Raw genomic sequence first — 22,477 nt, 5'->3', positions numbered from 1 at the left:
CGATCGCATGTTGACGAATCCAGTTCCGACCACGAGCGGGCCGGTTCTCGGCGCCGAGCAGAACGGAGTACTTGCGTTCAAGGGCGTGCCGTTCGCAACTGCGCGGCGCTTTGCCAAGCCGGTGCCGCCCCGCGCGTGGACGGAGCCGCGGCAATGCACGGACTACGGCGCGTTCGCGCCGCAGCCCGGCCATCTCGATGCGGACGAGGCGACCTGTCTTAGCCTGAACATCTGGTCGCCGGCAGCGGCCGATCGCCCGCTGCCGGTTAAGTTCTTCATCCATGGCGGCGCCTTCGTCACCGGCGGCGGCGCCGATTACGACGGCTCCTTCCTCGCCGCGCACGGTCCGGCCGTGATCGTCACCATCAACTACAGGCTCGGGCCGCTCGGCTTCCTGCAACTGCATCGCCACGGCTTTGAGGAGGCCAACAACCTCGCCATGTTGGACGCGCTTGCCGCGCTCGACTGGGTGCGCGCCAACATCGCCAATTTCGGCGGCGATCCGGATGCGATCACGTTGTCCGGTCAGTCCGCCGGTGCTTCGATCGTGATTGCGCTTGCCACCCTGCCGCAAGCTCGAGGCAAGTTCATCCGCGCCCTCGCGCTCAGTGCGCCCGGGCGCAACATCATGAGCGCCGATCATGCCGACGACGTCGCGCGCCGCGTGCTCGACGAGCTCGATCTGGCGCGCGATCCAGCCGCGATTGCGTCCATGCCGCTGCCAAAACTCTTCGCCGGGATAGAGCGCGTCGGCCGCAGGCTCGCGGACGAGACGGAGCAGGGTACCGTGTTCGGTCCCGTGCTCGACGGCACGGTGATCCCGCGCGAGCCGCGCGATGTCTTTGCCGACGGGACCTTGCGCGACATTCCGCTCTGGCTCGGCTCCTGCCGCGACGAGATGGTGATGTTCCTGAAGAGCACGCCACCGGCCGCGATGATCCGCACCACCGAGCGGCAGGTGCGCGCGGCGTTTGGCGATGTCGGCTGGTGCCGCCTGCTGTCCTACTACCGTGCCACCGCGCGTCTCGACGAGGATCCGTACGAGGCGCTGCTCTCGGATGCGTTCTGGCATCGCCCGATGGCCGATCTCGCGCGGCTGCATGCTGCGGCGGGCGGCGCGGCGTGGCTGAGCCGGTTCGACCATCGTCCGGCGCTGGAGCCGTTCCTGTCGCAGGGACCGACCCATGGCGCGGACAACGCGTGCCTGTGGGCGCACCTGCCTGATTTCATCGACCGTCCGATCCTCAAGCGTAAGGGCGGACCGATGACGCCCGCCGACATCGACGTGGCGGCGCGGTTTCAGGCGGGTGTGCTGCGCTTCGTCACGACCGGTACGCCCGACGTCGCGGAAGCCTGGCCGCGGTTCGAGTCGGCCAAGGAGCCGCTCGCAATCTTCGGCCAGCCGTTCCATATTGTGCCTCACAATGAAGGCGCGCGCTTTCGCGTGTGGGCGGAACTGACAGAACAGTCCCGTTCCGTAGCGGTGGCCTGACAAGAAAAGCAAAGGGGAGATCAGATGGGCGTTTCAGACAGTGGGCGCGTGCTCTCGCGCGCGGTTCTCGCGATGGCCTCAATCCTCTCTTTGCTGGCGGCCGTGCCGGCGCCGGCGCAGATCGTCGTGACGCCGATCCCTGAAGATCCCGTCAGCATCGACAGCGGCGCTGTCTCCGGCAAGGTGCTGCCATCCGGCGTGAAGGCCTATTTCGGCATCCCCTATGCTGCGCCACCGCTCGGCGACCTGCGCTGGCGCGCACCGCAGAAGGTCGAGGCTTGGAAGGGCGTCTATCATGCCGACCGGCCGGCACCGGAGTGCATCCAGGTGCTGCGCCGGCACAATCTCAATCATTATTTCGGCGAGGAGGCGACCGGTGAGAATTGCCTCTATCTGAACATCTGGGCGAGCCCGGATGCGAAAGCGGGCGCAAAGCTGCCGGTGGTGGTCTGGATCTATGGCGGTGGCTTCACGCTCGGCTCCAGCGGCATGGCGATGTATGACGGCGAGAACGTTGCCAGGAAAGGTACGATCTTCGTCAGCTTCAACTACCGTGTCGGTATCCTGGGTAACCTCGCCCATCCCGAATTGACCGCGGAATCGCCGCACCATGCCTCCGGCAATTACGGCCTGATGGACCAGATCGCGGCCCTGCAATGGATCAAGCGCAACATTGCGACGTTCGGCGGCGATCCCGACAGCGTCACCATCACGGGACAGTCCGCGGGCGCCATGTCGGTCTCGGCGTTGGAAGCGAGCCCACTGGCGAAGGGCCTGTTCCATCGCGGATTCGCGATGAGTCTGAGCATGTTCGACAATCGCTTCAAATTCCCGACGCTGCCGGCCGCCGAGAAGATCGGTCTCGACGTGCAGACGGCGCTCGGCGCGTCCTCGCTCGCCGAGATGCGGCTGATCCAGGCCGACAAGATTCTTGCGATCCAGAAGGATTGCCAGCTCGGCTGCGCCGGAACGATCGCGGTCACGCCCGACATCGACGGCTACGTCCTGCCCGACACCGTGCCGAACATCTTTGCTGCCGGGAAGCAGAACGACGTCGCAACTGTCGCAGGCTTCACCAGCGACGAAAGTTCTAATGACCTCCGCACCGCGGCCAATCTGGAAGGCTACGTCGCGGCTGCGCGAAAGCTCTATGGCGACCAGGCCGACCGTTTCCTCGCGCTCTATCCGGCGAAGACTGACGAAGAGGCCAAGGCGATGGGCCTGCTCGCCGCGCGCGAGGGGCTGGTCGAGATCGGCACGCGCAACTGGGCCATGGCGCAGACGAAGAACGGCAAGGCGCCGTTCTACATGTACATGTTCTCTCGCGTGCACCCGTTCGCGAAGGACGTGCAGTTCTTCGACAGTCCGCAGAAAATCGGCGCCTACCACACGTCCGACGTGCCCTATTGGTTCGGGACCCAGGACGCCTTCAACAGGTTTCGTACCACGCGGGTCTGGACCGAATTCGATCGCGCAATGTCGGAACGCATGATGGATACGCTGGTCGCATTCGCGCGAACCGGCAATCCCGGCACGCCGGCGACGCCGTGGCCTCAGTGGGCTGCGGATACGCAGAAATATGTCGAGTTCGGCGACGATAGCGGTGTGCGCGAGGAGAACCGCGCGCGCCTCGACTTCCATACGCCGGCGAACGTCACGCCCTCGACACCGCGAGTCTCGCGGGACTGAAGCCTCCCTGGCATCATGGCCGGGCTCGTTGTCCCGGCCATCCAGTCCTGGTCTCGAACGTTGCCGCTTACTGCACCATCGCTGCCGCGATCTTCTCCGCCGACATCAGCACCGGGAAATTGGTGTTGGCGCAAGGCACCACCGGGAAGATGGAGGCGTCGACGACGCGCAGACCCTGGATGCCCTTGACGCGGCCCTGATTGTCGACCACCGCCATCGGATCGTCGGCCCGGCCCATGCGGCATGAGCACGAGGCGTGCCACACGCCGATGGTCGCCTTGCGGACGAAGGCTTCGAGCGCCTCGTCGTCGTTCATCACGTCATCGAAGGTGAAACCTTCCACCACGAAATTGTCGATCAGATAGTGCCGCAGCGCCGCCGGCCCGTCCATCAAGGTTGCGGCGATCTTTGTCAGGATCTTGTTCTTGGTATTGACCACGCCGATCTTGCGGACCTTGTCGGTGTAGGCGGCCGGGAACGGCTTGTCCGTCACAGTCTTCACGACGTCGCTCATCTGCACGGCCGCCATCTTGCGGAAGCCGCTCATCAGGCGATCGAGGTCGCGCCGGTCGGACAGCAAATTGAACTCGACGATCGGCTCGGCCGCGGGATCGCGCGAGGCAAGCTTGACCTGTCCGGTCTCGGAATAGGTCTTGTTGACGAAGGTCAGCAGCGAGCCGATCTGCTCGCCGACCGCGTGCCAGGCCGATTTGCTGAGCAGGACGACGAACATGTCGCCCTTCGGTACGCCTGATAGCCCGGACGAATAACGCAGGCCAAGCTGCATGTGACGCCTGGTATGCTCGTTCATGCGTGCGCCACGGCGGACAAAGGACGACAGCGAGATCGATGGATGATCCATCAGGCGCTGGCCGACGCCCGCCAGCCCCATCAGGACGGGAATGCCCATATCCTTGAGGTGGCCGACCGGACCGATGCCGGCGCGCAACAGATGCGCCGGCGAGTGGATCGCGCCGCTGGAGAGGATGATCTCGCGGCCGCGAAACTCCTGCTCGCGTCCGTCGACCACAGCCTTCACGCCGACGCATTGCGTGCCCTCGAACAGCAACTCCCGAACCTGCGTGTTGGTGGAGATCGTGAGGTTGGTGCGCTTGCGCGTGTCCCGATCGAGATAGCCCATCGCGGCCGAGACGCGTTGCTCGGCCTGGTTGGAATGCGTCACCGGGAAGAAGCCGTCGACGAACTCGCCGTTCTGGTCGGGCAGGAATTGATGGCCCGCCTGCTGGAAGGCCTCGGCGAATGCCTGCGAATGCCGTGTCCAGTGCTCCCGCGGAATTCTGCGGACCGGAATTCGGCCGTCCTTGCCGTGGTACGGCCCGTCGAAATCGAGGTCGCGCTCGACCTTCTTGAAGTAGGGCAGCACGTCCTTCCAGCGCCAGCCTTCGGCACCCCGCGCGTCCCATTCATCATAGTCGGTTGGTGCGCCGCGATTGGCCATCTGGCCGTTGATCGACGAGCCGCCGCCCAGCACGCGCGCCTGCTCGTATTTCCGCAAGGGCGGACGCCCTTCGTTCGGATTGTTGTGGCTGACGATTTGCGTCGTGACCTTGAGATCGGTCCAGTGGAAGCGCGGGTCGAAATAGGCTGTGCCGGGATAGCTGTCCCTGATCTCGGCGGGCTCGTTGCCCGGCGGTGTGTCCTGTCCGGCTTCGCACAGCAGGACCTTGTTGGCGCTCTTCGCGGAGAGTCGGTGGGCCAGCACGGACCCCGCCGAGCCGCCGCCCACGATGATGAAGTCGTACACGATTGGCGTTTCCTCTTGTTCTTGTACGGTGAGCCTAGCGGGTTATTGCCTGGAGGTCACGCCGCCACTGTCCGACAGTTCGCAACTCGCATCGCTTGCCCGGCCACCTTGAGTGTGTAATTCTTCCGTCAGCGCCGATTTGATCCTCAGCTTGCGGGCGCTTCTATAAATGCAGCTAAAGAGAACCGCCAGTCCTGCATTATCCCGCATCGCGTGAATCGTCGGCCATCTCGAACGGGAGGGTCACATGAAGTTTGCTGCCATCGCGGATGTACACGGGAATCGACCTGCACTTGAAGCCGTCCTTGCGGACATCGCCACGCTCGGCATCGACGAGGTCGTGAACCTCGGCGATCATGTCAGCGGCCCGCTGGAAGCGGCCCGAACCGCAGATTTGCTGATGGAGCGGGGCTTTCCGTCCATACAAGGTGATCAGGATCGAATCCTGCTGGAGCTCCGGCAGGCCGGCACCTCGGCGCGCAGCGATTTTCGTGAGCTCGAGCGCAAGCATTTCGAGTGGATGGCCAGCATGCCATCCACGCTCACGTACCAGGAACGGGTCTTCCTGTGCCATGGATCGCCAAGGGATGACGCTGCTTTCTGGCTCGACCACATCGCCGGCGACGGCTGTGCGCGTCCGAGCGGGATTGACGCTATTGAGGCCGGAGCCGAGGGGATCGACGCCGAGATCATCCTGTGCGCCCACACGCACATTCCGAGAATCGTTCGCCTGAGAGATGGCCGGCTGGTCGTGAATCCCGGCAGCGTCGGGTTGCCCGGCTATGACGGGAAATTGCCCGTTCCCTACGTGGTCGAAGTCGGCACGCCGCACGCTTGCTACGCTATTCTGGAGCACGTCGGAGGAGGATGGTCAGCGACAATCCGCTACGTGCCCTACGACACCACAGCCATGGCCGCACTGGCGCGCAGCAAGGGAATGCTCACCTGGGCGAGCGCGATTGCGACGGGGTGGGTGCAAGGCGGAGACAGATAGCCCTGCTGTCAGTTCGGACAGGGTTGCCCGGCCGCGCCCCACATTGCCATGTCCTTGACGTGATCCTCAAACGTGCCCGGTGGCGTCGTGCGGCCAGCTCCGGGCGCCCATCCGCGCGGGATGAAGCCGTTCAACGATGCGTCATGCCGCAAATGCGCCAGGAGACCAACGGCGTCGCGACCTCCATTGCGCTTGGGATCCTTCATCTGCGCACAGATCTCGGCGCCGCTCTTGCCGAACCAGATGAACTCGACCGGGGCGAGCTGCCAGTCGATGCCGGCGCGCGGCGGCGATGGTGCCGGATCGTTCGCCTGCGTCGAGGTCATGTGACAGGTCGAGCAGGCAATCTTCTCGGCCCCGATGCGGCTGTCACCACCGTGGACGTTCATGCCATGCACGCGCGGCCTGGTTTCGCCCGCCGGCGTCCAAATCGGGATCGCCCTGGCGTCGACATGGCAGTTGGCGCAGCGCGGATGCGTCACCACGGCCTCGATCCGCTTCCACGCCTCCAGCCCCTCGGCGCGGCTGACGCTACCCGGGGGCAGCGCATCCCTGGTGGTCTCGTCCTTGGCCGCGACAAGTCCGGTGAGGCCCGCAATCGCGGAAGCGGCGAGGGCGAGCGCGATCAGAGATCTCTTCATGGCCCGCCTCACACGAAATCGATGAACTTGTTGAAGGGCATTTCGCGGATGCGCTGCCCGGTCGCCGCGAAGATCGCATTCGCAAGTGCGGGCGCGGCCGGCGGAACGGGCGGCTCTCCAACACCTCTCACCTTGGGGTCGTTCTCAAGCCCGCGCACTTCGATGACGGGACATTGGTAGATCCGCATCGCTTCGTGGTGATTGTAATTGGTCTGTTGCACCGCGCCCTTGGCGTAAGTGAGCTCGCAGTTGATGGCGTGGCCGAGCCCCCAGATGACGCCGCCCTGAACCTGGTTCTCGAAGTTGACGGGATCGACGACCTTGCCGACATCGACCGCGATCCAGACCTTGTCGATCCTGATGCCGCGCTCCGTCTTCGTGACCTCGACGACCTCGGCTGTCGGTGTGCCGAAGGACTCAACGAACGCCACGCCGCGGCCCCTGCCGTTGCCGAGCGGACCCTTCCAGTCCGACATCTCTGCGACCGTCTCCAGCACCTTGCGGTAGGTCGGCACGGTGCACATCGCGATGCGCGCCTTCATAGGATCGAGACCCGCCGCATGGATCAGCTCGTCGATGAAGCTCTCGGTGAAGAAACCCGATGTCGAGGCGCCGACCGACCGCCAAGTCGTGCTCGGCGATAATCCTTGCGCCTCGTAGCTCGTCGCCCGGAAATTGGGGATGTCGTAGTAGACGTTCCACAGGCCGGCGGCCAATTGCCCGTCGGGATCCTTCGAGGGTGTGCCCGAACGCTCGAGCAGCCCTTTGAGCGGGGCAGTCGAAGCCAGTTGCAGGTCGGCTGCGACGATCTTGCCGTTGTCGATGCTGCCGCGATGCCGGGCGATCGCAATCTGTCGCGGAATGTCCTGGAGGAAATCCTCTTCGCGCGAGAACACCAGCTTGATCGGTGTTCCCTTCATCTGGTTTGCGATCTCGGCGAGAACGCGGACGTTCTCGTACTCGAGACGGTGACCAAAACTTCCACCAGCCCACTGATTGTGGAAGGTGACCTGTTCCGGCGCGAGACCGATTGCGGTCGCCGCGACGGACTGCACGAAGCGGGGGCTCTGATGGCTGACCCAGATCTCCATCCCCTTGTCGGTGACGAGGCCGATGCCGTTCAGCGGCTCGAGCGGCTGATGCGCCACGTAGGGTGCGCGATACTCGGCCTCGACGAGTTTGCCGGTCTTCAGGCCAGCTTCGATATCGCCGATCTTCCGCCACTCCTTGCCGAGAAATTCCGGCTTGAACGAGGATTCCAGAACCTTCCAATGGTCGGCCTGCTCGGCAGGATACACCGAGGGCGCCCATTCGCATGTGATGGCGTCGGCCGCCTTGATCGCGTACCAGCTGTTCGTCGCGATCACCGCGACGCCGTTCTTGATTTCGAGGATCTTCTTGACCCCCGGCATCGCCTGCGCCTTGCTCGCGTCGTACGATTTCAGCGGCTGCCCCTTGTTGGGGTTCAGCTTGACGGAGGCGTAGAGCATGCCGTCCATCTTCATATCGATGCCGAATTTCAGCTCGCCCATGACCTTGGCGCGAACGTCGAGCCGCGTCATCGGCTTGCCCAGCATGCGCCATTTCGACGGGTCGCGCGGCTTCGCGTCGAGCACCGGCGGAATCCTTGAAGCTTCCGCCGCAAGCTCGACATAGGCAATTTTCTTCCCGTCGGGCAGGATCACATGGCCGGATTGGGTGCGGAGGTCGGTCACAGCAACGCCCGATCGTTTGGCGGCGGCCGCCTTCAGCGTCTCGCGCGCGACTGCGCCGGCAACGCGAAGCTTTTCATAGGTGTCGGGGATCGTGCTCGACCCGCCCGTCATTTGCAGGCCGGCCTTCCTCAGCCATTCGAGCGTGGCGGCGCGCGCTTCCTCGGCGGCCGGACTCTGGTCCGCGGCCACGAACGGCGCGAACTCGTCTGCGAAGCCGGTGTTGAAGTAGGCGGGGCTCGGCCCTGCGAAGCGCATCTCGAACTGGCCGGGATCGAGGTCCATCTCTTCGGCGATCATGATCGGCTGCACCGAGCCGACGCCCTGGCCGATATCGGCGTGCTGCGCGATGAGCGTGATTTTTTCGGGACTGATCTCGACCCAGGGATTGAAGGTCACGGCGTCAGGCCCAAGTCCGACGGCCAGAGGATTGTCGCTGGCCGTCGCGGCTTGCGCGGCATCGCCAAAGGCGCCGAATGCGATGCCGCCGGCGATGGCGGCGGAGCCGAAAACGAAAGCGCGGCGGGACAGCCTTTGGATCTCGCCCATTTCACTTCTCCGCCATCTTTGCAGCGGCCGCATGGATCGCGGTGCGGATGCGGGGATAGGTCCCGCAGCGGCAGAGATTACCCGACATCACCTCGTTGATGTCCTCGTCCGTCGGCTTCTCGATCAATCCAAGCAGCGAAATGGCCTGCATGATCTGGCCGGTCTGGCAGTAGCCGCACTGCGGGACCTGATGTTCGATCCAGGCCTGGAGCACCGGGTGCTGGTCTCGATTGTCCAGCCCTTCGAGCGTGACGACGGCCCTGCCGGCGAGATCACCGATGCGCGCCTGACAGGATCGCACCGCCGCTCCGTCGATCTGCACGGTGCAGGCGCCGCATTGCGCGACCCCGCACCCGTATTTCGGACTGGTGATACCGAGCTCGTCGCGGAGCACCCAGAGCAGGGGCATCTCGGGAACAACGTCGACCTCGCGCTTGATCCCATTGACCGTGAGCTCGATCATATCGGTATCCTTTCGCGCGTCCTTGCGGGACGTGAGGTCGAACAAGCACGCTCCAGCGAGCGTCGTCGAACTTTTAGCCGGCACGTTCAGCGTGCCGCTCAACCGCCGGCGCTGTCAAACGGCGCGCCCGCGGCATTTGCAAATTCGCACGAAGACTATGGTGTGGGTTTTTGCCGCGCCTTCAGAGCGATCAGTGTCGATCGAGGCTATCGGCTTGAAGCAGGGTAGACCTCGCGACCTCATGCTCCGTCATGCCTGCGTGTCAGGCAGCAACGTCGGTGTTTCCCGGGATCAGTGGACGACCAGCACCGGCACGCTTCCGTCCGCCAGGACCTCCGATGTTTGACTCCCGAGGAATAGCTTCTTGAGACCCCGACGCCCATGTGAGCCCATGACGATCAAGTCGCAACCTGCGGACTTTGCCGTTGCGATAATCGTGGTGGCCGGGTGCGCATTTGGAACATGTAAGAGCTTTGCAGATATTCCGGCCTGCTCCGCCATGGCGCGCGCTTCACCGAGGAATTTGTCCGCACGCTGTTTGGAGGCCGCGTCGAAGGCATCAATTTCCTGCTGGGAGGGTATCCAGCCAGAGGCATGTCCGCTTCCGTAGTCGATCGGCAGCGGTTCCGTTACGGCGATGACCGTCACTTTGGCCTTCAGTGCCTTGGCCAATGCAATTCCATGCTCGAGGCCGTGCCGCGCGACATCCGATCCATCCGTGCTCAAGAGAATATGGGCGTACATTTGCGAGCTCCCTTTCTCGACGACAAGGTCTCTATTTCGCGGTGCGCTGATTTGGCCTCAAACGCGGGCCTGGATGTTCATGGACAGACCAGCACGGGTATCTTCGCGTGCGTCAGCACCTTGCTCGTCACGCTACCGATGAGAAGCGCGGCAACTCCGCTGCGCCCGTGCGACGACATGACGATGAGATCGCATCCCTTATCTGCGGCGGCAGCGATGATGGCTTGATGGGGTTGCCCGCTCTCCACTTGAAGCGTCTGGCACGAGACTCCGGCCGTCCTGGCTGCATTTGCCGTACTATCGAGCACGCTCGTGGCCTGCTGCTTGCGGAACTCGACATAGGCTACGACGGCCTCAAGGAACCGGCTCGACACTTCAGAGAATGGTTCCACAACGAAGATGATGGTTGCCGTGGCTCCAAGGGATTTCGCCAGCGCCAACCCCTGCGCTACTCCACGCTCTGCTAGCTCAGACCCGTCTGTCGGAATGAGAATATGCCGGTACATGCTTTACCTCCCGATTGTCTGGACGTATCGCTGCCTTGCATAGGTAAGCTGGGCTCGCCTTTCGGATGTAGTCTTGAGATAAATCAATCTACACAGATGTAGACAGTCGGCCCAGCCCGGACCTTCAACAAGTTCCGTACCGCGCGGGTCTGGACCGAGGTCGTGCTCAGCTCAGGAACGGCACCGGATGGGCCGCGCGATAGAAGAAGTTGATCAGGGTGTTGATGTCGAACACCGGCAGGTTCGAGACCTCGGCGACGTCCCGCGAGAACGGGCACATGTTGGTGCACTCGAACAGGATCGCGCCGGGATTTTTGCAGGACGCCATGAAAGCTTCCGTCATCTCGATCATCTCGGCGCGCAGCACGTCGGTGTCCAGTTCCTCCCGCCCGAGAATGTAGGTGGCCGGGAATTGCGCATCGGGCTTCATGCCCTGGACCTGGACGGGGATGTCGTCCTGCGACCAGCCGACGCCGCGGAAATGGCCGTCATTCATGTGATGGCCGCGCTCGGTGAAGACGCCGATGACCTTGCCCGGCGGCAGCATGGCGTGGATCAGCGGGGCCTGGATCAGGCTCGAGGTGAAGACCGGGATGTTCACCGCAGCGGCGAGCTGCTTCTGGAATGGGGCGAGGAAACCGCAGCTTGTCGTGATCGCCTTGACGCCCTCGGACTCCAGCTCGCGCGCCGCCGCGATGAACGGATCGAGCAGGGCCGGGTCGGGGTGATCGCCCATGATCTTGGTCGCGTGCGCACCGCGCACGATCTTGTAGCGCACGGGAAAATCATAGGAGAGCGCATTGCCGATGTCGCCGCGCGGACGCGGAAACTTCGTGTCGAGCATCAGGATGCCGATCGTCTCGCCGTAGTTCGTGAAGCCGCCACGGAGTTTCATCAGGTCTCTCTCCCGATTCGGGATGGTCGTGGCCGGCAGTTTAGTGCGTCTCGTGAAACCGGCTCAAGAATGCCTTCAGCCGCTCGCTGCGTGGCTGGCGGATGGTTTCTTCCGGTGTGCCGATCTCTGCCATGATGCCGTCGTTCATGAAGCCGACGCGGGTGGAGACGTCGGCGGCGAAGGCCATCTCGTGCGTGACCAGCACCATGGTCATGCCTTCGGCAGCCAGGCTGCGGATCACGGAGAGCACCTCGCCGACGAGCTCGGGGTCGAGCGCGGAGGTCGGCTCGTCGAACAGCATCACGTCGGGCTTCATCGCGAGCGCACGGGCGATGGCGACGCGCTGCTTCTGGCCGCCGGACAGGCGGCTCGGAAACGCATCGGCCTTGTCGGCGAGGCCGACTTTTGCGAGCAGGTCGCGGCCGAGCGCGTTGGCTTCTGCCTGCGCCATGCCCTTCACCTGCACCGGGCCCTCGGTGACGTTGGCGAGCACCGACATGTGCGGGAACAGATTAAAATGCTGGAACACCATGCCGACGCTGCGGCGGAGCAGCGCGAGCTGGGCATCGCCCGCGGCGCGCATGCCCTTGCCAAAGGCGAATGTATGCGTGCCGATCGCGAGCTCGCCCTGCTGCGGCATTTCGAGCAGGTTCAGGCAGCGCAGGAAGGTGGACTTGCCGGAGCCGGAGGCACCGATCAGGGTGACGACCTCGCCGCGCGCGACCGAGAGCGAGACGCCCTTGAGCACCTCGTGATCGCCGAATGCCTTGTGGATGTTGCTCGCGACCAGCGTCGCGCGGTTCGCGTTCATCGATGCGCTCCCATCTTCAGCTCGACCCGGTCCGCGACCAGCGTCAGCGGGAACAGCACGACGAAATAGAGCACGGCGATCGTGGTGTAGACTTCGAGCGGCTTGTAGCTCGACGCGGTGATCACGGTGCCCTGGTAAAGCAGGTCGCCGACCGCAACCACCGACACCAGCGAGGTGTTCTTGAGCTGCATGATGGTCTGGTTGATGAAGGAGGGGATCATCACCTGGGTCGCCTGCGGCAGCACGATGCGGCGGAAGATCCTGCCGCGGCGCATGCCGATGGCGCGGCCGGCTTCCCACTGGCCGGTGTCAACGGCCTCGATGCCGCCGCGGAAGATTTCCGCATAGAACGAGCCGGCGTAGAGCGACAGCGCGATGAAGCACGCCATCGCCGGCGACATGTCGACGCCGATCAGGACGGGCAGGGCGTAATAGACCCAGATCAGCTGCACCAGCAGCGGCGTGCAGCGGAACACCTCGATATAGAAACGCAGCGGCACCGTGACCCAGCGCGGTGCCGTCGTCCTGAGGATGCCGACGAACAGTCCGATCACGAGACCCGCGACCACCGTGGTCACCGTGTAGAACAGTGTGACCAGGAGCCCTTGCCAGATCAGGCCCCAATACGGCTTCAGCGCCGCGAAGTCCCAGACGTACATCGATCAGAACTGCACTTCGCTCGGGAGATCGTCGGCGGTGAGGCCGACCGCTTCGAAACCCTTCAACATCCATTCGCGGGTCTGGCCCATCGAGCGGTTGTAGTCGGCCCAGGCGCTGAGGAAATCCTTGTAGCGGCGATCGCTCTCGGCGCGGATGCCCATATTGGTCGGCAGCGTCAGCAGCGGGCGCGGGATCGCGAGATCGCCGAGGTTCGGATTCTTCTTCAGCGTCGAGACCGAGAGCACCGCCAGCGAGACGTTGCAATCGGCGCGTCCCGTCGCGACCGCCAGGATCGCCTCGTCGCGGTTCTTGAAACCGAGGATGGTTGCCTTCGGGCAGTAGCGGCGCGCGATCGTCTCGTGGGTCGAACCGATGTCGACGGCGATCTTGACCTCGGGCTTGTTGAGCTCGGCCCAGGTCTGCGGCTTGGCGAAGCCCTTCTTGGTGATGACGGTGAAGGAGTGCACCAGGATCGGCGTCGAGAAGTCGATCACCAGCGCGCGTTCCGGCGTCGGGTTCACGGCGAAGGCGAGGTCGACCTTGTCGGCCTGGAGGTCGAGGATCTGGTTGCCCCAGGTCGATTCCAGCGTCTCGAGCTTGGCGCCGAGCTTGCCGGCGATGTCCTTGGCCATCTCGATGCAGGCGCCCGACCATTCGTTGGTGGCGAGGTCCTTATGGAAGTAGGGCTCCTGTCCGACGATGACGGCGACGCGGAGCACGCCATTCTTCTTGATGCGGTCGAGCGTGGAGGCCGGCGCGTCGGCCTTGGCCGAGCTGCTCACGGCGGCAATCGCTGCGCCCGCGAGCGCGACTTTGGTGAGAGCGTCCCTGCGATTCATGGTCTCTGTCTCCCTGGAATTTGGGTCGGATCGTCTCCGGCCGCTGGACTATTTCTGTATTCAGGATAAAATGCAATACGGTATTTCGATTTGCTGGCCATTTGGGCGGCAAGGCAGAAATCAGCCGAATATCTTGGCAGGATTGCGCAAAATTCCTGATAGCCAGGGATTGCAAATCGCATTCAAGTCTGAATACAAGACTGAACGCAATATGGAAGTGAGCTGAAGGAGAGGCCTGTGCGCGCCCTATTCGTCGATGCGAACGACACCCTGGCGGCGGTGACCGACAAGCTGCTGGCCTCGCAGAAGCTGCCGGTCAGCATCAATCGCAATCCCTCGATCAAGCCTGACGATCTGCCCGGCCTGCTCGGCGATGCCGAGATCATGATCGTCGACCACACGGCCGTGCCGACCGCGATTGCCGAGAAGTGCAAGGCGCTGAAGCATGTCGTCTTCCTCGGCACCGGCGCGCGCAGCTACATGAATCCGGAAGAGCTTGGCGAGCGCGGCATCTCCGTCCACACCATCAAGGGTTATGGCGATACGGCCGTGGCCGAATGCGCGATCGCGCTGATGTGGGCCTCCGCGCGCAACTTCGGCGAGATGGACCGCGGCATGCGCGAGGGCAATTGGCTGCGCCGCGACGCGATGCAGCTCACCGGCAAGACGCTCGGCCTGATCGGCTTCGGCGGCATCGCCGCGGAAGCCGCGCGCATGGCGGCGGGCTGCGGCATGAAGGTGATCGCCTGGAACAGGACGCCGAAGTCGCATCCGGGCGTCGAGTTCGTGTCGCTGGAGAAGCTGCTGGCCGAGAGCCACGTCATCTCGCTGCATCTTCTGCTCAACGACGAGACCAAGGGTTTTCTGTCGCGCGAGCGCATCGCCCAGATGCGTCCCGGCAGCATTCTGATCAACACCGCGCGGGGCGCGGTCGTCGACGAGGACGCGATGCTCGATGCGCTCCGTTCGGGCCACATCGCCCACGCCGGCCTCGACGTCTTCACTGTCGAGCCGCTGCCCGCAGGTCATCCCGTGACAAAGCTGCCGAACGTGACGCTGTCGGCGCATTCGGCGTTCCGCACGCCCGAGGCGAGCGACAACCTCATTGGCGCGGCGCTCGATCACTGCCGCCGCATCATCGCCACCGGCAAGTAAGGAATAAGGACATCCCATGTCGGATATCACCCGCATCGACCAGAACGCCCGCCGCAGCCGCGCCTCCGTGTTCGGCGATCTCGTCTTCCTCGCAGGGCAAGTCGCGGACACCAAGACCGCCGACATCACCCAGCAGACAAAAGAGGCCTTGGCCAAGGTCGATGACATGCTGGCGCGCGCCGGCACCGACAAGTCGCGCCTGCTCAGCGTGCAGGTCTGGCTCAAGACCATGGACGACTTCGACGCCATGAACGCGGTCTATGATGCCTGGGTCGTGCCCGGCAATACGCCGACCCGCGCCTGTGGCAAGGTCGAGCTCGCCGATCCCGCCTTCCGCATCGAAGTGATCGCGATCGCCGCGCGCAGTTGAGGGCTCTGCCGTGACTGTCAGGGCACCCGCATCGACCTTCCGTCCCGCCCAGCGCATCGGCGCGATCGGCGTCTCCGAGATCCTCAAGATCGGGGCGGTCGCACAGCGGCTGAAGCGCGAGGGGCGGCCGGTGATCGTGCTGGGCGCCGGCGAGCCCGACTTCGACACGCCAGATCATGCCAAGGACGCCGCCGAGCGCGCCATCCGCACTGGGCAGACCAAATACACCATCCTCGACGGCACGGTGGAATTGAAGGCGGCGATATCAGAGAAATTCCGCCGCGAGAACGATCTCGTCTATGCCACTGATGAGATCACCGCCGGCGCCGGCGCCAAGCAGGTGATCCACAACGCCTTCATGGCGACCTTGAGCCCCGGCGACGAGGTCATCCTCGCAGCGCCCTACTGGACCAGTTATGCCGATATGGTGCGCATTGCCGACGGCACGCCGGTCGACGTGCTCTGCCGCGAGGACAATGGCTTTCGTCTGGACGCGGCCGACCTCGAACGCGCGATCACACCCAGGACGCGCTGGCTGCTGCTGAACTCGCCGTCCAATCCGACCGGCGCTGCCTATTCGGCGGCGCAGCTGCGCCCGATCCTGGACGTGCTCAAGCGCCATCCGCATGTCTGGCTGATGGCCGACGACATCTACGAGCACCTGACCTATGACGGCATGCCGTTCGTCACGGCCGCCGCGCTGGAGCCGAGCCTGAAATCGCGCACGCTGACCGTCAACGGCGTCTCCAAGGCCTATGCCATGACCGGATGGCGCGTCGGCTATGGCGGCGGGCCGCGCGAGCTGATCGCGGCGATGGCGGTGGTGCAGAGCCAGAGCACGACCAACCCGTCCTCGGTGAGCCAGGCCGCCGCGATTGCCGCGCTGACCGGGCCGCAGGATGTGCTGATCGAGCGCCGCGTCGCGTTCCAGCGCCGCCGCGACATCGTGGTCGATGCGCTCAACGCCATCGACGGCGTCACCTGCCGCCGGCCGGAAGGCGCGTTCTACACCTATGCCAGCTGTGCCGGCCTGATCGGCCGCCGCACGCCAGATGGGACCATCATCGACAGCGATGCTGCGTTCTGCCGCTATCTGCTGGAGAGGCATGACGTGGCCGTGGTGCCGGGCAGCTGTTTCGGCCTTGCACCTTATTTCCGGCTGTCCTACGCCACCTCGGAACAAAACTTGCGCGAGGCCATGATGCGCATCGCCAAAGCCTGCAGGGAGCTGTCATGACCATTCGCAACACCCGCACCGGGGGCCAGATCCTGATCGACCAGCTGGTCGCTCAAGGCGTCGACCGCGTCACCTGCGTGCCGGGCGAGAGCTACCTCGCGGCGCTCGACGCGCTGCATGACAGCCCGATCGACGTCGTGATCTGCCGCGCCGAAGGCGGCGCCGCGATGATGGCGGAGGCCTATGGCAAGCTCACCGGCCGCCCCGGAATCTGCTTCGTCACCCGCGGCCCCGGCGCCACCAATGCCAGCCATGGCGTCCACATCGCGATGCAGGACTCGACCCCGATGATCCTGTTCGTCGGCCAGGTCGATACCGGCATGCGCGAGCGCGAGGCGTTCCAGGAGCTCGACTACAAGGCGGTGTTCGGCACCATGGCGAAATGGGCCGTCGAGATCGACCGTCCCGACCGCATTCCGGAGCTGGTCGCGCGTGCCTTCCGCGTCGCGATGCAGGGCCGTCCGGGCCCCGTGGTGATCTCGCTGCCGGAGAACATGCTGACCGAGACCGCCGCCGTTGCGGACGCCATGCGTATCGAGCCGGCGGTGAGCTGGCCGGCGCCGTCAGATCTCGAGCGCGTCGGAGCGATGCTCGCGAGCGCCAAGGCGCCGCTCGTCATCCTCGGCGGCTCGCGCTGGAGCGATGAAGCCACCAAGAGCATCGCGCGTTTCGCCGAGCGCTTCGACCTGCCGGTCGCGACCTCGTTTCGCCGGGCGTCGCTGATCGACGCCGACCATTCGCATTATGCCGGCGACCTCGGCATCGGGCCGAGCCCGGGCCTGAAGGCGCGCATCGATAACGCCGACGTCATTCTGCTCATCGGCGGCCGCATGTCGGAGATGCCGTCGTCGTCCTACACGCTGCTCGACATTCCGACCCCGCAGCAGAAGCTAATCCACGTGCATCCTGGCTCCGAGGAGCTCGGCCGCGTCTATCAGCCGGCGCTGGCGATCCAGGCGACGCCCGCCGCGTTCGCCGCCGCCGTCGAGACGCTGAAGCCCGCCGGCACCGTTGCCTGGAAGGGCGAGGCCGCCAAGGCGCATGCCGATTATCTCGCCTGGACCGACAAGGCGCGCGAGCTGCCGGGCGCGTTCCAGTACGGCCAGGTCATGACCTGGCTGCGCGACCGCCTGCCGAAGGACGCGATCGTCTGCAACGGCGCCGGCAACTATGCCGGCTGGATCCATCGTCATCACCGCTTCCACAGCTTCGCCGCCCAGCTCGCACCGACCTCGGGTTCGATGGGCTATGGTGTGCCGGCTGCCGTGCTCGCCAAGCGACAGTTTCCGGATCGTGTCGTCGTCGCGTTTGCCGGTGACGGCTGCTTCCTGATGAACGGCCAGGAATTCGCGACGGCCGTGCAATACGACGCGCCGCTGGTGGTCATCGTCGTCGACAATTCGCAGTACGGCACCATCCGTATGCACCAGGAGCGCGACTATCCCGGTCGCGTCGTCGGTACCCAGCTCAAGAACCCTGATTTCGCGATGTACGCGAAGGCGTTCGGTGGCCATGGCGAGCGCGTCGAGCGCACCGAGGAGTTCGCGCCGGCCTTCGAGCGCGCACTGGCCTCGGGCAAGCCGTCGATCCTCCATTGCATCATTGATCCGCGCGCGATCTCGGTCGGCAAGGATTTCACGCCGGCGGTGAAGGCGTAGCCGATGTCGGAAGGCCGCCACGTCGCCATCATCGGAGCCGGCGCGGTCGGCGTGATCAGCGCCATCGAAGCGCTGCGCGAGGGTCATCGCGTCACGCTGATCGACGCGGGCGAGCCCGGTGGCGAGCAGGCGGCGAGCTACGGCAATGCCGGCTGGCTCTCATCGCATTCGGTGATCCCGCCGGCCGAGCCGGGCATCTGGAAGAAGGTGCCGGGTTATCTGATGGACCCGCTCGGCCCGCTCGCGATCCGCTGGTCTTACTTGCCGAAGGCACTGCCCTGGTTGATCAAATATTTGCTCGCGGGCTGGACCGAGGCGCGGGTCGAGAAGACCGCCTTTGCTTTGCGTGATCTGTTGAAGGACGCGCCGCTGCTGCACAGGAAGCTCGCGGAAGAAGCGGGCGTGCCCGAATTGGTCGAACGCAACGGCGTGATGCACGTGTTCCCGTCGCGCGGCAATTTCGACAACAATCTCGGCTGGCGTCTGCGCAAGAAGGTCGGCGTCGAATGGCTGGAGCTCAGCGCCGATGAGATGCGTCAGCGCGAGCCGGATCTCCATCCGCGCTACACCTTTGGCGTGGTGGTCGAGGAGGCCGGCCGCTGCCGCGATCCCGGCGCTTACGTCGCGGCGCTTGCCCAGCATGCGCTTGCGAGCGGTGCCAAGCTCGTTCGTGCCAGGGCAACCGGTCTCAAGCTTTCCGGCAATAAGCTCGTTGCCGTTCTCACCGAGACCGGTGAGATTGCTTGCGATGCTGCTGTGATCGCCGCCGGTGCGCGGTCCAGGCAGCTCACCGCATCGGTCGGCGATCCCCTGCCGCTCGAGACCGAGCGCGGCTATCACGTCATGATCGAGAACCCGGAATCGGGGCCGCGCAGCTCGATGATGGCGTCCGACGTCAGCATGGTCGTGAACTGGACCGACAAGGGGCTGCGCGCTGCCGGCACGGTCGAGATCGCCGGCCTCGAGGCTGCGCCGAACTGGAAGCGCGCCGAGATTTTGCGCAACAACCTCCTCAGCATGTTCCCCAAGCTGCCGAAAGACATCCCGACGTCGCGCATAAAAACGTGGTTCGGGCATCGGCCGAGCATGCCGGATGGTCTTCCCTGTATCGGCCACGCGCGCGCCTCGCGCGACATCGTCTATGCCTTTGGCCACGGCCATGTCGGCCTGGTCGGCTCGGCCCGCACCGGCCGTCTCGTCGCCCAGCTCCTGAGCGGCAAGCAGCCGGAAATTCCGCTCGCACCGTTCGCGCCCACTCGCTTCCTCTGAGATCGCACCATGACCACTTCAGCCAACTCATCCTCCCGCATCGCCCGTGGCGGCAAGGCCATCTACGGTGCGCCGCTGGGCATCTTGATGCTGGAAGCGCGCTTTCCCCGCATTCCCGGCGACATGGGCAATGGCACGACCTGGCCATTCCCCGTGCTCTATCGCGTGGTGAGCGGCGCTTCGCCGGAGAAAGTGGTGCTGAAGGGTGCGGCCGGCCTGCTGCCCGATTTCATCGATGCGGCCAAGGACCTGGTGAGGCTCGGTGCCGAAGCCATCACCACCAATTGCGGCTTCCTCTCGCTATTCCAGAAGGAGATCGCAGCCGCCGTCGGCGTGCCGGTGGCAACCTCATCGCTGATGCAGGTGCCGTGGGTGCAGGCGACCTTGCCGCCCGGCAAGCGCGTCGGCCTTGTCACCGTGTCAGGCTCGACCTTGACGCCGGCCCATCTCGAAGGCGCCGGCGTGCCGCTCGATACGCCTTTGGTCGGCACCGAGCACGGCAAGGAATTTTTCCGCGTCCTGATCAAGGCCGAGAAGGACGACATGGACGTGGCGCAAGCCGAGCGCGATGTGGTCGAGGCGGGCAAGCAGCTCGTCGCGAAAAACCCCGATGTCGGCGCCATCGTGCTCGAATGCACCAACATGCCGCCTTATGCGGCAGCCTTGCAGGCCGAGGTCGGCTTGCCGGTGTACGATATCTATTCCATGATCACTTGGTTTCATGCTGGGTTGCGTCCGCGCGCGTTCGCCTGAAGTCCGGCTGTCGCAAAGCTCTGAACAAGCTGTGCTAAGCAGCTGTTTGCATTGCAATCGTCCACACAGCCCCGGTATATTGGGCTGTGTTCGGGCATGAATGCAGCTGATGATGAGCAACGTGGAACTGGCCTCCGATAGTATCGTCGATCGCGTCTATGAACAGCTCAAGGCGATGGCCGTGAGCTATGAGTTCAAGCCGGGCGAACGGCTCAACGAAGGCGAGCTGGCCAAGCGCCTCGGCGTCAGCCGCACGCCGCTGCGCGAAGCGCTCAATCGTCTCAACACCGAAGGCTTCCTGCGCTTCACGCCGGGCAAGGGCTTTTTCTGCCGCGAGCTCGACGCGCACGAAATCTTCGATCTCTACGAGCTGCGCAAGTCGATCGAGGTCGCCTCGATCCGCCTCGCCATCAAGCGTGCGAAGGACGAGGACATCGACGCGCTCCTGAAATTCCTCGAAGCCACCGGCCCCGATCCCGGCCAGCGATCTTCGGTGGAGCTCGTCGAGCTGGACGAGACCTTTCACGAACGGCTGATGGGCATGTCGAACAATGCCGAGATGTTGCGCGTGCTGCGCAACGTCAATGCCCGCATCCGCTTCGTGCGCTGGATCGACATGGACAGCATCAACCGCTCCAATACGCAGGCAGAGCACCGCGCCGTCGTCGAAGGCCTCAAGGCGCGCGACGAGGAGGCTTGCGTCTCGGTGCTGGAGAAGCACATCGACCGCCGCCTGGATCGCATCACCTCCGCGATCAAGGAAGGCTACGCGCAGATCTATATGCCGGCGGCGGCGAGGTCTGCGGCGAACTAATCAGCCTGCTGCAAAGACGGTGCCCTCCCTTCTCCCCTTGCGGGAGAAGGTGGCGCGAAGCGCCGGATGAGGGGTATCTCTCCGCGCGTACGGAGTGTGCGGAGAGATACCCCTCACCCTGGTGAGTCCGTATCAACCTTCGGTGCTGCCTCTCCCGCAAGGGGAGAGGGCACAGCCATGCGCAGCGCTCGCGTCCCGCAGCTATACAATCCTTCGATACCTGATCGTGCCATACGGTCAGAGCTTTCGCGCGCGAACATCGCTAGCGTGCCGCCCGAATGTCACGGAGACCCGCGGTGCACAGCCCTCAAACTAGTCCCGAAGCGCGCAGCAGCGACGACTGGCCGTCCGAGCTCTATCGCGTCCTGAAAGCCGCCGACGTCAGGCAGATGTCCTACGTGCCTGATGCCGGCCACAGCCAGCTCATCCGCTTGTTCTCGGCCGACCGCGACGTCACCACCAACGTGCTGACGACGGAAGAGGAGGGCATCGCCATCGCCGCGGGCGCCTGGCTCGGCGGCCAGCGCAGCGTGCTGCTGATGCAGTCGAGCGGGGTCGGCAATTGCATCAACATGCTGTCGCTCTCGGCGATCGGCCGCTTTCCGCTTCTGATGCTGGTGACGATGCGCGGCGAATGGGCCGAGTTCAATCCGTGGCAGGTGCCGATGAGCCGGGCGACGCAGCCTTCGCTGGAGGCGATCGGTCTGAAAGTGATACGCGCCGAGACGCCGGAGGACCTGGTCGAGACCGTCGAATCGGCGGCGTCGCTCGCCTACGACTCAGACCAGCAGATCGCGGTCCTGATCGGGCAACGCCTGATCGGCAAGAAGAAGTGGTGATGCCAATGCAAGCTCAACTCGATCGTCGCGCCGCTGTCGCCGCGCTCCTGAAGGACCGCAAGGATACCCTGGTGGTCTCCGGCCTCGGCTCGCCCACCTACGACCTGCATTCCGTCGGGGATCACGACGGCAATTTCTATCTCTGGGGCGCGATGGGTGGTGCCGCGCTGATCGGGCTCGGGCTCGCGCAGGCCCAGCCGGGCAAGCGGGTCCTTGCCTTGACCGGCGACGGCGAGCAGCTGATGGGCCTCGGCGGCATCGCCACCATCGGCGTCGCGCGTCCGCGCAATCTCGACATCGTCGTGATCGACAACCAGCATTTTGGCGAGACCGGGATGCAGGCCAGCCACACCGGCCGCGGCGTCGATCTCACGGCAATCGCCGCCGCCTGCGGTTTTGCTGCGACCGCAACCGTGCGGACGCTGGAGGAGGTGCAGCGCCTCGCCGCCGAGATCGCCGGGCCGTCCGATGGTCCGCGGCTTTTTGTCATCAAGGTTTTGGCGGAAAATCCGCCGCGTTCACTGCCCTCGCGCGATGCCGTCTTTATCAAGAACCGGTTCCGTGCTCATCTCGGTTTTGCGGCGGCCTGATCCGGAGTTCTCGCTCCGGACCGGCCTGCCGC

The 22,477-nt window shown here is 64.6% G+C and carries 22 protein-coding genes; 12 read left to right on the top strand and 10 right to left on the bottom strand.

What is annotated here, in order from left to right:
* Positions 1-7: 7 nt before the first annotated feature.
* Positions 8-1,492 (top strand): carboxylesterase family protein, encoded by a 1,485-nt coding sequence (locus tag NLM25_RS36765; RefSeq protein ID WP_254140157.1) that lies wholly within the window; start codon positions 8-10, stop codon positions 1,490-1,492.
* A 24-nt stretch (positions 1,493-1,516) separates the two neighbouring features.
* Complete coding sequence (locus tag NLM25_RS36760) at positions 1,517-3,181, top strand: carboxylesterase/lipase family protein (protein WP_254140156.1); 1,665 nt, start codon at positions 1,517-1,519, stop codon at positions 3,179-3,181.
* Positions 3,182-3,248: 67 nt separating this feature from the next.
* On the opposite strand, the gene NLM25_RS36755 is transcribed toward NLM25_RS36760, so the two are convergent.
* A complete protein-coding gene (locus NLM25_RS36755; RefSeq protein WP_254140155.1) occupies positions 3,249-4,946 on the bottom strand; it encodes a GMC family oxidoreductase in 1,698 nt (565 codons plus the stop codon).
* A 247-nt stretch (positions 4,947-5,193) separates the two neighbouring features.
* Between NLM25_RS36755 and NLM25_RS36750 the strand changes: the two genes are divergently transcribed.
* Complete coding sequence (locus NLM25_RS36750) at positions 5,194-5,940, top strand: metallophosphoesterase (RefSeq protein WP_254140154.1); 747 nt, start codon at positions 5,194-5,196, stop codon at positions 5,938-5,940.
* A gap of 8 nt (positions 5,941-5,948) precedes the next feature.
* Here the strand turns inward: NLM25_RS36750 and NLM25_RS36745 are convergent, their stop codons facing one another.
* From NLM25_RS36745 to NLM25_RS36705, 9 genes are all read right to left on the bottom strand, one after another.
* The gene (locus NLM25_RS36745) at positions 5,949-6,581 is read right to left on the bottom strand and encodes a hypothetical protein (protein ID WP_254122738.1); all 633 of its coding nucleotides are present in this window, start codon (positions 6,579-6,581) and stop codon (positions 5,949-5,951) included.
* Between the two features lie 8 nt (positions 6,582-6,589).
* Complete coding sequence (locus NLM25_RS36740; protein ID WP_254140153.1) at positions 6,590-8,842, bottom strand: xanthine dehydrogenase family protein molybdopterin-binding subunit; 2,253 nt, start codon at positions 8,840-8,842, stop codon at positions 6,590-6,592.
* 1 nt (position 8,843) lies between these two features.
* Positions 8,844-9,305: a (2Fe-2S)-binding protein gene (locus NLM25_RS36735; RefSeq protein WP_254122734.1), complete on the bottom strand. Its 462-nt coding sequence runs from the start codon at positions 9,303-9,305 to the stop codon at positions 8,844-8,846.
* 291 nt (positions 9,306-9,596) lie between these two features.
* Positions 9,597-10,049: a universal stress protein gene (locus tag NLM25_RS36730; RefSeq protein WP_254140152.1), complete on the bottom strand. Its 453-nt coding sequence runs from the start codon at positions 10,047-10,049 to the stop codon at positions 9,597-9,599.
* Between the two features lie 77 nt (positions 10,050-10,126).
* Positions 10,127-10,555, bottom strand: a complete 429-nt coding sequence (locus NLM25_RS36725; RefSeq protein ID WP_254122730.1) for a universal stress protein — start codon at positions 10,553-10,555, stop codon at positions 10,127-10,129.
* 166 nt (positions 10,556-10,721) lie between these two features.
* Positions 10,722-11,450: an aspartate/glutamate racemase family protein gene (locus NLM25_RS36720; RefSeq protein ID WP_254140151.1), complete on the bottom strand. Its 729-nt coding sequence runs from the start codon at positions 11,448-11,450 to the stop codon at positions 10,722-10,724.
* Positions 11,451-11,490: 40 nt separating this feature from the next.
* Positions 11,491-12,261, bottom strand: coding sequence for an amino acid ABC transporter ATP-binding protein (locus NLM25_RS36715; RefSeq protein WP_254140150.1), 771 nt, complete (start codon positions 12,259-12,261; stop codon positions 11,491-11,493).
* Positions 12,258-12,920, bottom strand: coding sequence for an amino acid ABC transporter permease (locus NLM25_RS36710; RefSeq protein WP_254140149.1), 663 nt, complete (start codon positions 12,918-12,920; stop codon positions 12,258-12,260). Before NLM25_RS36710 ends, NLM25_RS36715 begins: the two co-directional genes overlap by 4 nt.
* A gap of 3 nt (positions 12,921-12,923) precedes the next feature.
* Entirely contained in the window at positions 12,924-13,760 is an 837-nt protein-coding gene (locus NLM25_RS36705; RefSeq protein WP_254122725.1) for a transporter substrate-binding domain-containing protein, read from the bottom strand.
* A gap of 237 nt (positions 13,761-13,997) precedes the next feature.
* On the opposite strand from NLM25_RS36705, the gene NLM25_RS36700 reads away from it, so the two are divergent.
* From NLM25_RS36700 to NLM25_RS36660, 9 genes are all read left to right on the top strand, one after another.
* Complete coding sequence (locus tag NLM25_RS36700; RefSeq protein ID WP_254140148.1) at positions 13,998-14,915, top strand: NAD(P)-dependent oxidoreductase; 918 nt, start codon at positions 13,998-14,000, stop codon at positions 14,913-14,915.
* A 16-nt stretch (positions 14,916-14,931) separates the two neighbouring features.
* Complete coding sequence (locus NLM25_RS36695; protein ID WP_028160714.1) at positions 14,932-15,285, top strand: RidA family protein; 354 nt, start codon at positions 14,932-14,934, stop codon at positions 15,283-15,285.
* Between the two features lie 10 nt (positions 15,286-15,295).
* Complete coding sequence (locus tag NLM25_RS36690) at positions 15,296-16,522, top strand: pyridoxal phosphate-dependent aminotransferase (protein WP_254140147.1); 1,227 nt, start codon at positions 15,296-15,298, stop codon at positions 16,520-16,522.
* A complete protein-coding gene (locus NLM25_RS36685; protein ID WP_254140146.1) occupies positions 16,519-18,180 on the top strand; it encodes a thiamine pyrophosphate-binding protein in 1,662 nt (553 codons plus the stop codon). The genes NLM25_RS36690 and NLM25_RS36685 overlap by 4 nt, the downstream gene beginning before the upstream one ends.
* A 3-nt stretch (positions 18,181-18,183) precedes the next feature.
* The gene (locus tag NLM25_RS36680; protein WP_254140145.1) at positions 18,184-19,449 is read left to right on the top strand and encodes an FAD-binding oxidoreductase; all 1,266 of its coding nucleotides are present in this window, start codon (positions 18,184-18,186) and stop codon (positions 19,447-19,449) included.
* Between the two features lie 9 nt (positions 19,450-19,458).
* The gene (locus NLM25_RS36675) at positions 19,459-20,202 is read left to right on the top strand and encodes an aspartate/glutamate racemase family protein (protein ID WP_254122717.1); all 744 of its coding nucleotides are present in this window, start codon (positions 19,459-19,461) and stop codon (positions 20,200-20,202) included.
* A 109-nt stretch (positions 20,203-20,311) separates the two neighbouring features.
* Complete coding sequence (locus NLM25_RS36670) at positions 20,312-21,016, top strand: GntR family transcriptional regulator (RefSeq protein WP_254122716.1); 705 nt, start codon at positions 20,312-20,314, stop codon at positions 21,014-21,016.
* Between the two features lie 278 nt (positions 21,017-21,294).
* Entirely contained in the window at positions 21,295-21,855 is a 561-nt protein-coding gene (locus tag NLM25_RS36665) for a phosphonopyruvate decarboxylase (RefSeq protein WP_375166904.1), read from the top strand.
* Positions 21,855-22,445, top strand: coding sequence for a thiamine pyrophosphate-dependent enzyme (locus NLM25_RS36660; RefSeq protein ID WP_254140144.1), 591 nt, complete (start codon positions 21,855-21,857; stop codon positions 22,443-22,445). Before NLM25_RS36665 ends, NLM25_RS36660 begins: the two co-directional genes overlap by 1 nt.
* Positions 22,446-22,477 lie beyond the last annotated feature (32 nt).

The sequence above is a fragment of the Bradyrhizobium sp. CCGB01 genome (genome assembly GCF_024199795.1).
Taxonomy (GTDB): Bacteria; Pseudomonadota; Alphaproteobacteria; order Rhizobiales; family Xanthobacteraceae; genus Bradyrhizobium.
This window is presented reverse-complemented; position numbering and strand designations above follow the sequence as displayed.

Bases quoted from the DNA above. Each gene is read 5' to 3' on its own strand.
- NLM25_RS36765 (WP_254140157.1), top strand. From the start codon at position 8: ATGTTGACGAATCCAGTTCCGACCACGAGCGGGCCGGTTCTCGGCGCC.
- NLM25_RS36760 (WP_254140156.1), top strand. From the start codon at position 1,517: ATGGGCGTTTCAGACAGTGGGCGCGTGCTCTCGCGCGCGGTTCTCGCG.
- NLM25_RS36750 (WP_254140154.1), top strand. From the start codon at position 5,194: ATGAAGTTTGCTGCCATCGCGGATGTACACGGGAATCGACCTGCACTT.
- NLM25_RS36745 (WP_254122738.1), bottom strand. From the start codon at position 6,581: ATGAAGAGATCTCTGATCGCGCTCGCCCTCGCCGCTTCCGCGATTGCG.
- NLM25_RS36740 (WP_254140153.1), bottom strand. From the start codon at position 8,842: ATGGGCGAGATCCAAAGGCTGTCCCGCCGCGCTTTCGTTTTCGGCTCC.
- NLM25_RS36735 (WP_254122734.1), bottom strand. From the start codon at position 9,305: ATGATCGAGCTCACGGTCAATGGGATCAAGCGCGAGGTCGACGTTGTT.
- NLM25_RS36730 (WP_254140152.1), bottom strand. From the start codon at position 10,049: ATGTACGCCCATATTCTCTTGAGCACGGATGGATCGGATGTCGCGCGG.
- NLM25_RS36725 (WP_254122730.1), bottom strand. From the start codon at position 10,555: ATGTACCGGCATATTCTCATTCCGACAGACGGGTCTGAGCTAGCAGAG.
- NLM25_RS36720 (WP_254140151.1), bottom strand. From the start codon at position 11,450: ATGAAACTCCGTGGCGGCTTCACGAACTACGGCGAGACGATCGGCATC.
- NLM25_RS36715 (WP_254140150.1), bottom strand. From the start codon at position 12,261: ATGAACGCGAACCGCGCGACGCTGGTCGCGAGCAACATCCACAAGGCA.
- NLM25_RS36710 (WP_254140149.1), bottom strand. From the start codon at position 12,920: ATGTACGTCTGGGACTTCGCGGCGCTGAAGCCGTATTGGGGCCTGATC.
- NLM25_RS36705 (WP_254122725.1), bottom strand. From the start codon at position 13,760: ATGAATCGCAGGGACGCTCTCACCAAAGTCGCGCTCGCGGGCGCAGCG.
- NLM25_RS36695 (WP_028160714.1), top strand. From the start codon at position 14,932: ATGTCGGATATCACCCGCATCGACCAGAACGCCCGCCGCAGCCGCGCC.
- NLM25_RS36685 (WP_254140146.1), top strand. From the start codon at position 16,519: ATGACCATTCGCAACACCCGCACCGGGGGCCAGATCCTGATCGACCAG.
- NLM25_RS36680 (WP_254140145.1), top strand. From the start codon at position 18,184: ATGTCGGAAGGCCGCCACGTCGCCATCATCGGAGCCGGCGCGGTCGGC.
- NLM25_RS36675 (WP_254122717.1), top strand. From the start codon at position 19,459: ATGACCACTTCAGCCAACTCATCCTCCCGCATCGCCCGTGGCGGCAAG.
- NLM25_RS36670 (WP_254122716.1), top strand. From the start codon at position 20,312: ATGATGAGCAACGTGGAACTGGCCTCCGATAGTATCGTCGATCGCGTC.
- NLM25_RS36665 (WP_375166904.1), top strand. From the start codon at position 21,295: ATGTCACGGAGACCCGCGGTGCACAGCCCTCAAACTAGTCCCGAAGCG.
- NLM25_RS36660 (WP_254140144.1), top strand. From the start codon at position 21,855: ATGCCAATGCAAGCTCAACTCGATCGTCGCGCCGCTGTCGCCGCGCTC.